Genomic DNA, 13659 nt, shown 5'->3' with positions numbered 1-13659 from the left:
TTCCGCACTCCGGTCGGCCCGGGCGCGCCGCCCCGCCGCGGCCCACGCGCCCGCGCCCCCACGACGTAAGACCCCCGTTCAGGCAAGGAGCAGCCGTGGTGAGACCCAACGAACCCCAGCCCGAAGTCCCCGCGAGCAGACCGCCCGTCACCGGCGGCGCGGGCCCGGCACCGCGGCAGGTGTCCGCCGGGAAGCCGTCCGGTGACCGGCCGTCCCGGAGCCGGCCCTCCGGTGACCGGCCGTCCGGGAACCGCTCGTCCCAGGACCCGCCGCCCGAGAAGTACGAGCAGGAGCTGTCCCGCAGCCTGAAGGTGGTCGGGAACATGGCGATCGTCGTCGCCGCCATCACCCCCGCCTCTTCCGCGTTCGTCATCGCCGCCGTCGTCTTCGCGATCAGCGGCAGCGGCGCCGCCCTCGCCTTCGCCGTGGCCGCCGTCCTCGGCATCGCGATGGCCTTCTGCTGGGCCGAACTCGGCGCCGCCTACCCGCTCGCGGGCGGCGACTACTCGTTCATCGCCCGGACCCTCGGCCGGGCGTCCGGCTTCGTCTCCCTGGTGCTCACCGGCCCGGTGCAGGCGATCCTCATCCCCGCCGTCATCGCGCTCGGGATGGCCGAGTACCTGGAGACCGTGTTCTCGGCGGACGCCAATGTCATCGGTGCCGTCGTCATCGCGGTGTCCACCGTCATCGCCGTCTTCGGCATCAAGTTCAGCGCGCTGGCCACCGGCGTCCTGCTCTTGCTGGAGCTGGCCGCCGTCGCCCTGGTGACCGTACTGGGCTTCGTCAACGCCGAGCGCCCGATCACCGAACTCTTCAACCCCCAGCTCTTCGACGCCGACGGGACCGCGACCTCCCTGACCGCCGGTGCGCTGATCGCCGGTGTCGCCGTCGCCAGCTTCGCGTACAACGGTTTCCAGGGCGCGATCCTCTTCTCCGAGGAGACCCAGGGCCCGGCGCGCAATATCGCCAGAGCCGTCTTCGGCGCCCTCGTCGTCGCCGTGCTCGCCGAACTGCTGCCGGTCGCGGCGGCGCTGCTCGGCTCCCCGTCGGTGGCCGAGCTGACCACCAGCGACAGCCCCTGGCAGTACTTCCTGACCAGCATCGGCGGTGAGACGTTCAATACGGTCATCAGCCTCGGCATCGCCATCGCGATCCTGAACGGGGTCATCGCCCTGATGCCCTACTTCGCCCGCATCCTCTACAGCTCCGGCCGGGACATGGTGTGGCCCGCGCCCGTCAGCCGCGCCCTCGCCACCGTGCACCCCCGGTACCAGACCCCCTGGATCGCCACGCTCATCATCGGCGCGGCCGGCACCGCCCTGATCCTCGTCGCCGACGTGGTCACCCTCACCACCTGGGTGGGCGCCACCGTCGCCATCGAGTACTCGCTCGTCGCCACGGCCGCGGTGGTCAGCAGAATCCGCAGGCGCGATCTCGAACGGCCCTACCGGATGCCGTGGTGGCCCCTTCCGCCGCTGGTGGGACTCGCGATCTCGCTGCTCGTGCTGAGCGAGCAGACCGGGCGGGACCTCTTCATCGCCACCGCCATCGTCGGCGGGGCCCTGCTCTACTACGCCTTCTATCTGCGGCCGCGCGCCGCCACGCACATGCTGACCCTCGCGCCGCCGGACGCCGGTACGGACACCGGCACCGGTACGGAGGTCGGTACGGACACCGGCACCGGTACGGATGGCGGCACAGACACCGGCAGCGGCACCGGTACCGACGCCGGGGGCGCCCCCGCGTCCGCTCCCGCCCGGTCCTCCGAGCCGGGGGAGCGGCCATGAGACACCCGTACACCCGGCCGCTGATCGGGCTGACGACCTCTGCGGAGAGCGCCCGGTTCGGGGTCTGGCACACCGAGTCGTCCGTGCTGCCCCGGACGTATCCCGACGCGGTCGTACGGGCCGGCGGGGTCCCCGTCCTCCTCGCGCCCGTGGCCGAGGGACACCGCGAACTGCTGTCCGCCGTCGACGCGCTGGTCCTGACCGGGGGCGCGGATGTCGACCCGGCCCGCTACGGTGCCGCCCCGCACCCCTCGGTGCGCCCGCAGCCCGAACGGGACGACTTCGAGTTCGCCCTGCTGGAGCTCGCGCTCGCCGCCCGTATCCCCGTCCTGGGTGTCTGCCGGGGCATGCAGCTGCTCAATGTGGCCCTCGGCGGCACCCTGGTCCAGCATCTGCCCGACACCGTCGGCACGACCGTCCACCGGCCCGCGCCCGCCTCCTTCGGCCCCGGCCGGGCCCTGCTCACCCCGGGCAGCCGGGTGGCGGCGATCCTCGGTGCCGAAACGTTCTGCCGCTGTCACCACCATCAGGCGGTGGACCGCCCCGGAGACGGCCTGGTGGTCGTCGGCCGGGCCCCGGACGGCACCGTGGAAGCGGTCGAACGGCCCGGGGACCCCTTCGTCGTCGGTGTGCAGTGGCACCCCGAGGAGCAGCCCGACGATCTACGCCTGTTCACCGTGCTCGTACGTGAGACCGAGCGCCACCGCAAGGAGCAGCCATGCAGCGCCCTCCCGGTATGACCGAATCTTCCGACGCGCGTGCCCCCTCCGGTACGGGCGAGGTGTTCGATGTGATCGATCCCGCCGACGGGAAGGTGATCCGGCCGGTGGCGATGGCCTCGGTCGAGGACACCGACGCCGCGATCGCCCGCGCGGACGCCGCCCTGCCCGCCTGGCGCGCGGTCGCCCCCGACGACCGGGCCCGGCTGCTGCGCCGGTTCGCCGACGCCGTCGACGCCGACATCGAGCACCTCGCCGCGCTGGAGGTCGCCAACGCCGGGCACACCGTCTCCAACGCCCGCTGGGAGGCGGGCAACGTCCGCGATGTGCTGATGTACTACGCGGCGGCCCCCGAACGGCTGTCCGGACGCCAGATCCCGGTGCGGGGCGGGGTGAACGTCACCTTCGCCGAACCGCTCGGCGTGGTCGGGGTGATCGTGCCGTGGAACTTCCCCATGCCGATCGCGGCCTGGGGTTTCGCCCCGGCCCTGGCGGCCGGCAACACCGTCGTCCTCAAGCCCGCCGAGCTGACCCCGCTGACGGCGCTGCGGCTTGCCGAGCTGGCGTACGAGGCGGGCATTCCGAGGGATGTCCTCCAGGTGCTGCCCGGTGCGGGGCCGGTCGTGGGGGAGCGGTTCGTGAGTCATCCGGCGGTGCGCAAGGTGGTGTTCACCGGCTCGGCCGCGGTGGGCCGGCGGATCATGGCCGGCTGCGCCGCCCAGGTCAAACGCCTCACCCTCGAACTCGGCGGCAACAACGCCAACGTCGTCTTCGCCGACGCCGATCTGGAGCGGGCGGCGGCGACGGCACCGTACGCGGTGTTCGACAACGCGGGCCAGGACTGCTGCGCCCGCTCCCGCATCCTGGTGCAGCGCTCGGTGTACGACCGGTTCCTGGAGCTGCTGGAGCCCGCCGTGAAGGGCGTGCGGGTGGGGCCGCCGGGCGAGGAGGACACGGAGATGGGTCCGCTGATCTCGGCCGCGCACCGCGACCGGGTGGCGTCCTACGTGGACGGCGCGCCGGTCGCCTTCGCCGGGGACGCCCCCGGGGGCCCGGGATTCTGGTTCCCGCCGACCGTGCTCGCCCCGGTCTCGCCCCGGCACCGCGCCGTCACGGACGAGGTCTTCGGGCCGGTCGCCGCCGTGCTGCCCTTCGACGACGAGGCGGACGCCGTACGGCTCGCCAACGACACCGAGTACGGCCTCTCCGGCTCGATCTGGACCCGTGACATCGGCAGGGCCCTGCGGGTCGCGCGCGGGGTCGAGTCCGGGAACCTGTCCGTGAACTCGCACTCCTCCGTGCGCTACTCGACCCCCTTCGGAGGCTTCAAGCAGTCGGGGCTCGGCCGAGAGCTCGGCCCGGACGCGCTGTCCGCGTTCACCGAGGTGAAGAACGTCTTCATCAGCGATCTGTAGGGGGTACGGGGGAGGTGGCGCCCCCGGCCCGGCGATGGCGGGATCCACGGCGGGAGCCCCGTGGCACCGGGCGCGGTCCCGGCGCGAGGGGCGGCGGCAGTACGGGCGGCGGCTGCACGGGGGCGGGGCGCGGGCGGTCCCGGGGTCCGGGGGCCCGGGCGGGTCCCGAGGGGCGGTTCGGCCCCCGGGCGCGAAGGGGGGGCGCTCCCGGCGGCCACCGGGGGCCCGGGCGCGACCGTGGGTCAGGCGCGGCCGTCCGCCGCGGCTTCCGGCTCTCCGGGCGGTCGCTACGGGCTTGGACTCCGGGCGACCGTGGGTTCCGGTCCCGGGGGTGCCCCCGGCCGCCACCGTGGGCCCGGGCTTCCGAGTCCGGTCCGGGGTCCCGGCCTCGGTGGCCCCGTGGGCCTCGCCCCGGCCGCCACCGTGGGCCGGGCGAGACCCACGGGGCCGCGTCCACCGGGGTCCGGGCTCCCGGCGGCCCCTGCCAGGTCCCGGCTTCGGGGTGGCCCCGCGCGTCTCGGCTCCCGGTACGACCGGGCCCGGCCCCCGACGGCCACCGCGGGTCCGGGCTCCGGGCGCGACCACGGGGCTCCTGGCCGCCGCTTCGGGTCGGGCCTGCCCCGCCCGCCGCGTGGCCCGGCTCCCGGGCGGGGCCCGGGCGTCCCGGCCGCCGGGCGGGCCCGGATAGATTGGCACCCGTGCTTTCCAGCCTCACACGTACCTATGCCGTCCTCCTGAGCTCCGTGCCCGTCGTCGCGCTGCTCGCCGTCGCCGCGTTCGCGCCGCTGCCTTTCGTCATCGCGCAGCCCGGCACCACCGCGAACGTGCTCGGGGAGAGCGACGGGACCCCGGTGATCTCGATCACGGGCGCACCGGTACGCAAGACGGCGGGCGCCCTGCGGATGACGACCATCCTCGCGACCGGGCCGTCCACCGACGTGGACGCGGGGGACGTGGTGGACGGCTGGTTCCGGGAGGACCGAGCGGTCCTGCCACGGGAATCCGTCTACCCGTCGGGCAAGTCCGACCAGGAGGTCGAGAAGGTCAACCTGCGGGCGATGGAGGAGTCGCAGCACGACGCCACCCGCGCGGCGCTCGCGTATCTGGGGGAGGACCCGGCCAAGGTCAAGGTCGACCTCAGCCTCGCCGACGTCGGCGGGCCCAGCGCCGGACTGCTCTTCTCCCTCGGGATCATCGACAAGCTCGACGGCGACGGAGCCGGGGGCGATCTGACCGGCGGCCGGAACATCGCCGGTACGGGGACGATCACCCCCGGCGGCGAGGTCGGCGAGGTCGGCGGGGTGTCCCTGAAGACGCAGGCCGCCAGGCGGGACGGGGCGAGCGTCTTCCTCGTCCCGAAGGGCGAGTGCTCGGACGCCCGCGCCGAGCTGCCCGAGGGCCTGCGGCTGATCCCCGTCACCACCCTGAAGGGCGCGGTGGAGTCCCTGCGCGCGCTGGAGCGGGGCAGCGGCGTTCCGTCCTGCTGAGGGCGTTCCGTCCTGGTGAGGCGGGGTGAGGCGCGCTGACGCGCCGTACCTCCGGGGTCGACGCGGTGAGGTACGGCTCCCCGTGGAGCGACCGCACCGGGACCCGGCGGGACCCGGCGGACCCCGGCCGGCCGCGGCCGTTCGCTCAGGCCGGGCTGGACCGCAGCGGGGACGGCGTGCGCTGGACGAGCCGCAGGCCGATCTCGATCAGTGTCCAGCCCACGCGTATCCGCAGCAGGGGCCGGGGCGGACGGGCGGTGCGGGCCAGGCGCGCGAGACGGTACGCCTCGGCCGCCGCCCGCAGACGGGCGGCCCGCTCGGCGTACAGGCGCAGACGGATCGCGGGGTTGTCGTCCGTCATCACTCGTCGTCCTCTCGGGAGGTCCTGCGCGGGAAGGAGTGCAGATGGATCCGGACCATGGCGGCGTCCGGCGACGGGGGCTCGCCCGCGCGGTAGCTGCCGATCAGTTCATGGACCCGGTTGTTCAGTTCCAGGGCCTGGGCGGGGGTCAGCCGCAGCGTGAAGTCACTGAGGTCGGAGCTGAGCCGCCAGGCGTCGGGCCATTCGTGTGCCGTGCCGAGCCAGGTGCCGACCTCCTCCGTGTGCATCGTCGCCACCTCGTGGACGAAGAGGTCCGCCGCGCCGCGTACGGCGGGATCGGGGTCGAGCCAGAGACTGTGGTCGACGCTGGTGCCCTCCTGCGACGCCTTCCACCAGCGCTCCCGGCCCTTGCCCCGGGAGGAGTCGTCCTCGACGAAGCTGTGCGCGGCGAGCTGGCGCAGGTGATAGCTGGTGGCCCCGCTGGACTCACCCAGCTTCTCGGCGAGCTGCGACGCGGTGGCCGGGCCGTCGTGGCGCAGACTCCTCAGCAACCGGATGCGCAGGGGGTGGGCGAGGCCCCGGAGGGATCGCGGATCGAGGGAGCGGTACGTCCCACCCTCCGACGGACCCCCGGGCCCACCGGTACCGGACGACCGCCCGGGCTCGGACCCGTCATGGTCCTCGCGCTCCGGGCGGGACCCGGTCGTGGACGCGGGTCCGGTCCGGGGTTCCGTCTCATGCTCCGCCATGTCGCAAAGGTATCTTTGCATCGAAGTCGCTGCAACAGTTTCTTTGCAACCAGGTCCTGGTGATGACCGGATGGGGCGGGCCTTTGGCGGCTCGGGCCGTGCGCCTGCGTGCGGGGTGGGGATCGTCTCGCGATCAGCCGGTCCTCGGCTGTCGGGCGCGGGTCCCGTCCTCCGTGTCGACTCCCGGCGTCCGGTTCCTGTGCCGCTCCCGGCGGGTGTCCGCCCGCCCTCCGCGTTCCGTCCCGGTCCTGGTCGTACGCCCGGCGGGTCCGCGTTCCCCGGCCCCGGCGGGCGGCCCCGGCAGGCGGTCCCGTCAGGCGGTCCCGTCAGGCCGGTCGTCCTCCTCGGCGCGCGCCGCCTGCTCGACCAGCGGGATGATCCGCATCGGCACCGGGTTCTCCATGACGATCGCCGTGGAGGCCCGGACGATACCGTCGAAGCCGACGACCCGGTCGATCACCCGTTGGAGATCGGCGTTCGAACGCGCCACCAGACGGCAGAGCATGTCCCCGTGCCCGGTGGTCGTATGCAGTTCCAGCACCTCCGGCACCCCGCCCAAGTGGGCCCGTACGTCCGCGCCCTGGCCCTGCTTGATCTCCAGCGTCGCGAAGGCCGTGACCGGGTAGCCGAGGGCCGCCGGGTCGACGTCCGGGCCGAATCCGCGGATGACTCCGTTCGACTGGAGCCGGTCCATCCGCGCCTGTACGGTCCCGCGCGCCACCCCCAGCCGGCGTGACGCCTCCAGTACGCCGATACGGGGCTCACGGGCCAGCAGCACGATGAGCCGGCCGTCCAGTTGATCGATCGCCACAGGTCATCTCCCCGGGAGTGGGCCGTACGGTGGTCCTGATGGTCATCCTGTACAGAAAGCCCTCTCATCGTGCATCCGGGCTAGGCAGAATGCCCAGAGGAATGACGAACTATTGCGCACCTTGTGGAACGGGAGGAGCCTGCCCCTATGACTGAGACCATCGATCACCACCCGGACACCGCGCGCGAGGCCGATCCCTTCCCGGTCAAGGGCATGGACGCGGTCGTCTTCGCCGTCGGTAACGCCAAGCAGGCCGCGCACTACTACTCCACCGCGTTCGGCATGAAGCTCGTCGCCTACTCCGGACCGGAGAACGGCAGCCGTGAGACGGCCAGTTACGTCCTGGAGAACGGTGCCGCCCGGTTCGTCCTCACCTCCGTCGTCAAGCAGTCCACGGACTGGGGGCGCTTCCTCGCCGACCATGTCGCCGCGCACGGCGACGGTGTCGTCGACCTCGCCATCGAGGTCCCGGACGCCCGTGCCGCGTACGCCTACGCCACCGAGCACGGCGCCCGCGGCCTCACCGAGCCGTACGAACTGAAGGACGAGCACGGCACCGTCGTCCTCGCCGTGATCGCCACCTACGGCCAGACCCGGCACACCCTGGTCCAGCGCTCCCGCTACGACGGCCCCTATCTGCCCGGATTCACCGCCGCCGACCCGATCGTCGAGCCCCCGCGGCTCTCCGGCAAGAAGCCCGGGTGGCGGACCTTCCAGGCCATCGACCACTGCGTGGGCAATGTCGAACTCGGCCGGATGAACGAGTGGGTCGCCTTCTACAACAAGGTCATGGGCTTCACCAATATGAAGGAGTTCGTCGGCGACGACATCGCCACCGAGTACTCCGCCCTGATGTCGAAGGTCGTCGCCGACGGCACGCTGAAGGTGAAGTTCCCCATCAACGAGCCCGCCATCGCGAAGAAGAAGTCGCAGATCGACGAGTATCTGGAGTTCTACGGCGGTGCCGGCGTCCAGCACATCGCGCTCGCGACCAACGACATCGTCGCGACCGTACGGACGATGCGTGCGGCCGGGGTCCAGTTCCTGGACACCCCCGACTCGTACTACGACACCCTGGGCGAGTGGGCCGGGGAGACCCGGGTGCCCGTCGAGACCCTGCGGGAGCTGAAGATCCTCGTCGACCGCGACGAGGACGGCTATCTGCTCCAGATCTTCACCAAGCCGGTGCAGGACCGTCCCACGGTCTTCTTCGAGATGATCGAGCGCCACGGCTCGATGGGCTTCGGCAAGGGCAACTTCAAGGCCCTGTTCGAGGCGATCGAGCGCGAGCAGGAGAGGCGCGGCAACCTCTGAGTGCCCGCCCCGTGACGTGCGGGGGCGGTGCACGGCGGTCCGGCGCGCTGCGGACCGTTGGCGTACGGGCCGCCCAAGTGCCCCGAGGACGCGGGTACGTGAGGTGGGCCCGGGCGCTTCCGGCCGGTGGGCGGGCCGGGTTGCCCGGGGCGGCCACTCCGCTCGATGACCCTGGTGTCCCCGGGGCCCGGTGGGCGGTTACGCGGTTGGCCGAGCCCCTGAGGACTGCGGGTACGTGGGCCGGACCCGCCCGTACCGGCCGGTCAGCGGGCTCGGGCGGCCCGGCCCGGTCCGTACGTCGACGGTCCCGGCCGCGAGGAAGGCCGCGACGGCCTTCTCCGCGTCCTCGGCCCCGACCACGTGGACCGGGCTCGGGGCGGCCCGGCCCGGCCCGGTCCACGGTCGGCCCGCCGGGCCCGGGGCCGTTGCCGTCGTGAGCCGTACCGTCGGTCCAGGCGAGGGTGAAGCCGCCGAGCAGACAGGCGGCGACGTTGTCGGGGTGGCCCTCGATCTCGGTGGCCAGCGCCAGCAGGGCGGTGTCGTCGGGTGCCCTGGCTCGCTCCGGGGCCGTTCCCCGTGGTGGCCGGTCGTGCGGTTCGCCGAGTGCCCTGCTGCTGCGGGCACTTGGGGCAGGGCCACCGGGGCGCCGTCGCGCCGGGGCTGCTTACGATCGAGCCTGTGTGCGCACATGTGATGATCGCCGAGGACGACGAAAAGCAGGCCGAACTCCTCCGCCGCTACCTCGAACGGGACGGCCACACCGCGGTTCTCGTGCACGACGGCCGCGCCGCCGTCGAGTCCGTCCGCCACCGCGCCCCCGATCTGCTCGTCCTCGATGTGATGATGCCGAGAACCGACGGCCTGGACGTGCTGCGCATCCTGCGGGCCGAGAAGTACGACCTCCCGGTGCTGATGCTCACCGCCCGCTCCACCGAGGACGATCTGCTGCTCGGCCTCGATCTCGGCGCCGACGACTACATGACCAAGCCCTACAGCCCGCGCGAGCTGATGGCCCGCGTCCGTACGCTGCTGCGCCGCACCCGCAGACCTCCGGCGGCCGGAGGGCGGCAGCCGCTGACCGCGGGCCCGCTCGTCATCGACCCCGACCGGCACGAGGTCACCGTCGACGGCGAGTGGATCGAGTGCACCCCCGGCGAGTTCCGCATCCTCGCCGCCATGGCCGCCGAACCCGGCCGGGTCTTCACCCGCGAGCGGCTCCTGCGGGAACTCCACGGCTACGCCCGCTATATCGGCGACCGGACCGTCGACGTCCACATCATGAATCTGCGCAAGAAGATCGAGCCCTCGCCCCGCCGGCCCGTCCTTCTCCTCACGGTCTTCGGCGTCGGCTACAAACTGGCCGGTCCGGCGAAACGGTCCGGCCATGCGCGGCCGTAGGAAGGGCCCCGGGCCCGTGCCCCGGCGGATGCCGCTGCGCAAGAGCCTGCTGGGACGGCTGCTCGCCGTCTCCGCCCTCGTCGCGGCCTGCTCGGTCGCGGCCACGGCCTGGATCGCCGTACAGACGACATCCGGCGCGATCAAACAGCAGCAGGGACAGAACTTCACCGACGACGCCCGGATCTACGACACCCTTCTCGGCCACGCCGCCACCCGCCCCCAGTGGGGCGGTGTCCAGAAGACCGTGCGGGACCTCGCCCGTAAGTACGACCGCCGGATCGCCCTCACCACCCCGGACCGGGTGCCGATCGCCGACTCGGCCACCGGGCCGAAGCCGCCCGCGCTCCCCGCGAAGCGCTCGGCCGTCGTCGACCCGCTCGCCACGGAAACCCTCCTCGACCCCACGTCCGCGGGGTACGGCGGTGACACCGCCGACCGTATCGACCCCCGCGCCGTCGGCCCCTTCCGGCTGACCCCGGCCGAACGCGACGAACTGCGAGGTACCGCGGACAGGGTCCAGACCTGTCTGCGTCGCTGGAACATCGACGCGGACGTCGTCCCCACCCCGAGCGGACGCCCCTATGTGCGTGTCGTCGGCGGCGAGTCCGACAGCGTTCAGCGCTCCCCGTGCCGGTCCGACGGGCTCAGCGGGCCCACCAGGACCGAACGCACGGCCCTCGGCGCGCTCAACCGGCTCACCGACGACTGTCTGAAACGCCAGGACGGCCAAGCCGTACGGCTGGCACTGGACCTCGTCTCGGAGCGGGAGATCAGGATCGTCCGGGCCGACGGCTCGCCCATCACCATCGGCGGGCTGTACGTCGGGCCCACAGCGGTCGGGTCCGCCCCCGGGCCGTTTCTGGTGGAGACGGTGCCGACTCCGGCTCCGGCCCGGGAGAAGGCGGGTGCGGACCGGGCCGTCGCGACCTGTGTGGACAGTGCCCGCAGGGAGCAGCTCGCCCCCTATGTCTCCCCGGCCGCGCTGCTGTTCATCGGCGACTCCAGTACTCCCACCGTCCCCGGCTTCGAACTCTCACCGCGCAACACCGCGCGTATCGCCGGAGCCGCCGCCCTCGTCCTCGCCCTGACCGTCGGCGCGTCCGTGCTCGCCGCCACCCGGCTCGTACGGCCGCTGCGCGCGCTGACCGGCGCGGCCCAGCGGCTGAAGGACGGAGGGAGCGCGGAGCCCGTACCGGTCGGCCCGGACAACGAGATCGGGCGGCTGGCCGCCGCGTTCAACGACATGGCCGCCCACCGCGCCCGGCTGGAGGCCCAGCGCCGGGAGATGGTCGGCGACGTCGCCCATGAGCTGCGTACGCCCCTGAGCAATATCCGGGGCTGGCTCGAAGGCGCCCAGGACGGTGTCGCCGAGCCGGACCCGGCCTTCGTCTCCTCGCTGCTGGAGGAGGCGGTCCAGCTCCAGCACATCATCGACGACCTCCAGGACCTGGCCCAGGCAGACGCGGACGCGCTGCGGCTGCGGCCGGAGCCGGTGCGCCCGGGTGAGCTGCTCGGCCAGGTCGCGGCGGCGCACCAGGTCAGCGCGGACTCGTCCGGCGTCACGCTGACGGTGTCGGTCCCGGCCGGGGCACCCTCGCTGACGGCCGATCCGGTACGGCTGCGGCAGGCCGTCGGCAACCTGGTCTCCAACGCCGTACGCCACACGCCGCCCGGCGGCACCGTCACCCTGCGGGCGTACGGCTCCGGCGACGGCGAGGACACCGGGCGGCACGTCGTCCTGGAGGTCGCCGACACCGGCGCCGGAATTCCGCCCGGCGACCTTCCGCATGTCTTCGACCGCTTCTGGCGGGCCGAGAAGTCCCGCAGCCGGCGCACGGGCGGCAGCGGGCTCGGTCTCGCGATCGTACGGAAGCTGGCGGAGGCGCACGGCGGTTCGGCCCAGGCGCGGAGCACGGTGGGGGAGGGGTCGGTCTTCACCCTGCGGCTGCCCGTCGAGGGGCCGGTGGGTCCGGGGGACCGCCCGCCCGAGGGACCGGTGGGTCCGGCGGGCGGCGCACCCGAGGGACGGGTAGGTCCGGCGGACCGCCCGCCGCCCTCCTCGCCCTGATCGCCGCCTCACAACGATCTGACAGGTTCTTCACACCTTCGGTCCAGCCTGGCCGGCATGCCCGGACGGCCCCTCACCTCGGGCCGTCCGGGTGTCACCCGGACCGACCTGGAATGGAGCCATCCCCATGTCCCCCCGTCTCACCCTGCGTTCCCTCGCCGTCGCGGCGGTCGCCGTCGGCGCGGTGATCGCTCCCGGCACCATCGCCTTCGCGGCGGCGTCGCCCACCCCCACTTCCACCTCCGTGCCCGCACCCAAGCCCTCGGAAGACAAGGGGACGGCGGCCGAGGAATGCCGGATCTTCCTGCGAGAGTCCAAGACCGACGCCAAGCCTGATGCCAAGCCCGACCCCAAGCTCGACCCCGAGGCCATCGGACTCGGCCGGGCAGCGTGTGGCAAGACCGTGTTGCCGCGCGGCGGAGTGGCGGCGGGTGAGCGGCCCGCGGGCACGTCCGCGCAGACGGGCGGCGGGTACACCGCCGCCGTGACCGGATCCGCCGTCGTGCTGCTGCTCGCGGCCGGCGGATACGCCGTGACCGGCCGCCGCAGGGCCGCGCGCCGCGAGGGCTGACGCCGGCTCACCGCCGTGGTGGGACCGACCACCGCGGCGGTGTCCGCCGTGTGCCGCCGCTGCCGCCCCCGCCCTGGAGCCCCACGATGATCCGCGCACCCCTGCGTACCGCCCTCGCCCTCCTCCTAGCCCTCACCGCCGCGGGCTGCTCCTCGTCCACCGCGCCGGAGCGGCCGTCCCGGGACGGGGCCTCCGCCGCCTCCGTCCCCACCGCGCCCGACGCCGCCCCCGGTCGCCCGTCCGGGCCCGCCACCGCCGCTCCCGTACGGGTCACCATCCCCGCCATCGGCGTCGACAGCTCCCTGATGCGCCTCGGACTCAACGGGGACGGCACCGTCGAGGTCCCGCCCGCCGAGCAGGGCATGAGCGCGGGCTGGTACACCGGCGCGGCCGTCCCCGGCGAGCCCGGAGCGGCGGTCATCATCGGCCACAACGACACGAAGTACGGCCGGGCGGTCTTCCACGACCTCCGTAAACTCACCAAGGGCGCGGAGATCTCCGTCATCAACGCCGCCGGTGTCACGGCGCGCTTCACCGTGACCGGCAAGGAGGTCGTCCAGAAGACCGCGTTCCCCACCCAGCGGGTCTACGGCCGGGTCGACGACCGCGTCCTGCGCCTGGTCACCTGCGACGGCCCCTTCGACCCGCAGGGCCACCCGGTGGACAACCTCATCGTCTACGCCACGGCCAAGTGATTTCCGGGTGGGTGGGCGTTTCCTGTTCCGTCGCCGTTTCTTGGGCGCGTTCGGGGGTGACCGTTTCTCTGGCCCGTTGCCGCGGTTGGGGGTTCCCGGGCGTGGGTGACCGTTTCCTCGGTCCGCGGCCGCACCTGGCCGCGTCCGGGGGCCTCAATCGCCGGCCGGGCTCTATGTGGTGACCGGTCCTTGTTCCGTTGCTGTTCTTGGGCGCGTTCGGGGGCCTCAATCGCCAGCCGGGCTTCATGTGGTCGCAGATTCCTTGGTTCGTGGCCGTTCTTGGGCGTGTGGTCCTCACGTCGCCGACCGGGCTGAGAGGGGGC

The 13659-nt window shown here is 73.2% G+C and carries 12 protein-coding genes and 1 pseudogene; 9 read left to right on the top strand and 4 right to left on the bottom strand.

Annotation, left to right across the window (positions count from 1 at the left end; genetic code table 11):
- Nucleotides 1-98: 98 nt before the first annotated feature.
- The 4 genes from ACIBCM_RS18025 (at nucleotide 99) to ACIBCM_RS18010 (ending at nucleotide 5408) form a co-directional block, all read left to right on the top strand.
- Complete coding sequence (locus ACIBCM_RS18025) at nucleotides 99-1787, top strand: APC family permease (protein ID WP_399244234.1); 1689 nt, start codon at nucleotides 99-101, stop codon at nucleotides 1785-1787.
- A complete protein-coding gene (locus tag ACIBCM_RS18020; RefSeq protein WP_399244232.1) occupies nucleotides 1784-2527 on the top strand; it encodes a gamma-glutamyl-gamma-aminobutyrate hydrolase family protein in 744 nt (247 codons plus the stop codon). Before ACIBCM_RS18025 ends, ACIBCM_RS18020 begins: the two co-directional genes overlap by 4 nt.
- The gene (locus ACIBCM_RS18015) at nucleotides 2524-3921 is read left to right on the top strand and encodes an aldehyde dehydrogenase family protein (RefSeq protein WP_399244230.1); all 1398 of its coding nucleotides are present in this window, start codon (nucleotides 2524-2526) and stop codon (nucleotides 3919-3921) included. The genes ACIBCM_RS18020 and ACIBCM_RS18015 overlap by 4 nt, the downstream gene beginning before the upstream one ends.
- A 698-nt stretch (nucleotides 3922-4619) precedes the next feature.
- The gene (locus ACIBCM_RS18010; RefSeq protein WP_399244228.1) at nucleotides 4620-5408 is read left to right on the top strand and encodes a S16 family serine protease; all 789 of its coding nucleotides are present in this window, start codon (nucleotides 4620-4622) and stop codon (nucleotides 5406-5408) included.
- Nucleotides 5409-5553: 145 nt separating this feature from the next.
- Here the strand turns inward: ACIBCM_RS18010 and ACIBCM_RS18005 are convergent, their stop codons facing one another.
- The 3 genes from ACIBCM_RS18005 to ACIBCM_RS17995 form a co-directional block, all read right to left on the bottom strand.
- Entirely contained in the window at nucleotides 5554-5769 is a 216-nt protein-coding gene (locus ACIBCM_RS18005) for a hypothetical protein (RefSeq protein WP_399244226.1), read from the bottom strand.
- Nucleotides 5769-6479, bottom strand: a complete 711-nt coding sequence (locus ACIBCM_RS18000; RefSeq protein ID WP_399244224.1) for a helix-turn-helix domain-containing protein — start codon at nucleotides 6477-6479, stop codon at nucleotides 5769-5771. Before ACIBCM_RS18000 ends, ACIBCM_RS18005 begins: the two co-directional genes overlap by 1 nt.
- A gap of 313 nt (nucleotides 6480-6792) precedes the next feature.
- Complete coding sequence (locus ACIBCM_RS17995; RefSeq protein ID WP_399244222.1) at nucleotides 6793-7290, bottom strand: Lrp/AsnC family transcriptional regulator; 498 nt, start codon at nucleotides 7288-7290, stop codon at nucleotides 6793-6795.
- Between the two features lie 147 nt (nucleotides 7291-7437).
- Between ACIBCM_RS17995 and hppD the strand changes: the two genes are divergently transcribed.
- The gene (gene hppD, locus ACIBCM_RS17990; RefSeq protein ID WP_399244220.1) at nucleotides 7438-8604 is read left to right on the top strand and encodes a 4-hydroxyphenylpyruvate dioxygenase; all 1167 of its coding nucleotides are present in this window, start codon (nucleotides 7438-7440) and stop codon (nucleotides 8602-8604) included.
- 441 nt (nucleotides 8605-9045) lie between these two features.
- On the opposite strand, the pseudogene ACIBCM_RS17985 reads toward hppD, so the two are convergent.
- Nucleotides 9046-9148: pseudogene (locus ACIBCM_RS17985) on the bottom strand (homoserine kinase); the annotation flags it as partial.
- Between the two features lie 149 nt (nucleotides 9149-9297).
- On the opposite strand from ACIBCM_RS17985, the gene ACIBCM_RS17980 reads away from it, so the two are divergent.
- The 4 genes from ACIBCM_RS17980 (at nucleotide 9298) to ACIBCM_RS17965 (ending at nucleotide 13336) form a co-directional block, all read left to right on the top strand.
- A complete protein-coding gene (locus tag ACIBCM_RS17980) occupies nucleotides 9298-10002 on the top strand; it encodes a response regulator transcription factor (protein WP_399244419.1) in 705 nt (234 codons plus the stop codon).
- Nucleotides 9989-12070 (top strand): sensor histidine kinase, encoded by a 2082-nt coding sequence (locus ACIBCM_RS17975; RefSeq protein WP_399244219.1) that lies wholly within the window; start codon nucleotides 9989-9991, stop codon nucleotides 12068-12070. The genes ACIBCM_RS17980 and ACIBCM_RS17975 overlap by 14 nt, the downstream gene beginning before the upstream one ends.
- A 127-nt stretch (nucleotides 12071-12197) precedes the next feature.
- On the top strand, nucleotides 12198-12641 hold the full coding sequence (locus ACIBCM_RS17970; RefSeq protein ID WP_399244217.1) for a sortase-dependent protein: 444 nt from the start codon (nucleotides 12198-12200) through the stop codon (nucleotides 12639-12641).
- A gap of 86 nt (nucleotides 12642-12727) precedes the next feature.
- Entirely contained in the window at nucleotides 12728-13336 is a 609-nt protein-coding gene (locus tag ACIBCM_RS17965) for a class F sortase (protein WP_399244215.1), read from the top strand.
- The last annotated feature ends 323 nt before the right edge of the window (nucleotides 13337-13659 follow it).

The organism is Streptomyces sp. NPDC051018 (assembly GCF_044456085.1).
Classification (GTDB): Bacteria; Actinomycetota; Actinomycetes; order Streptomycetales; family Streptomycetaceae; genus Streptomyces.
This window is presented reverse-complemented; position numbering and strand designations above follow the sequence as displayed.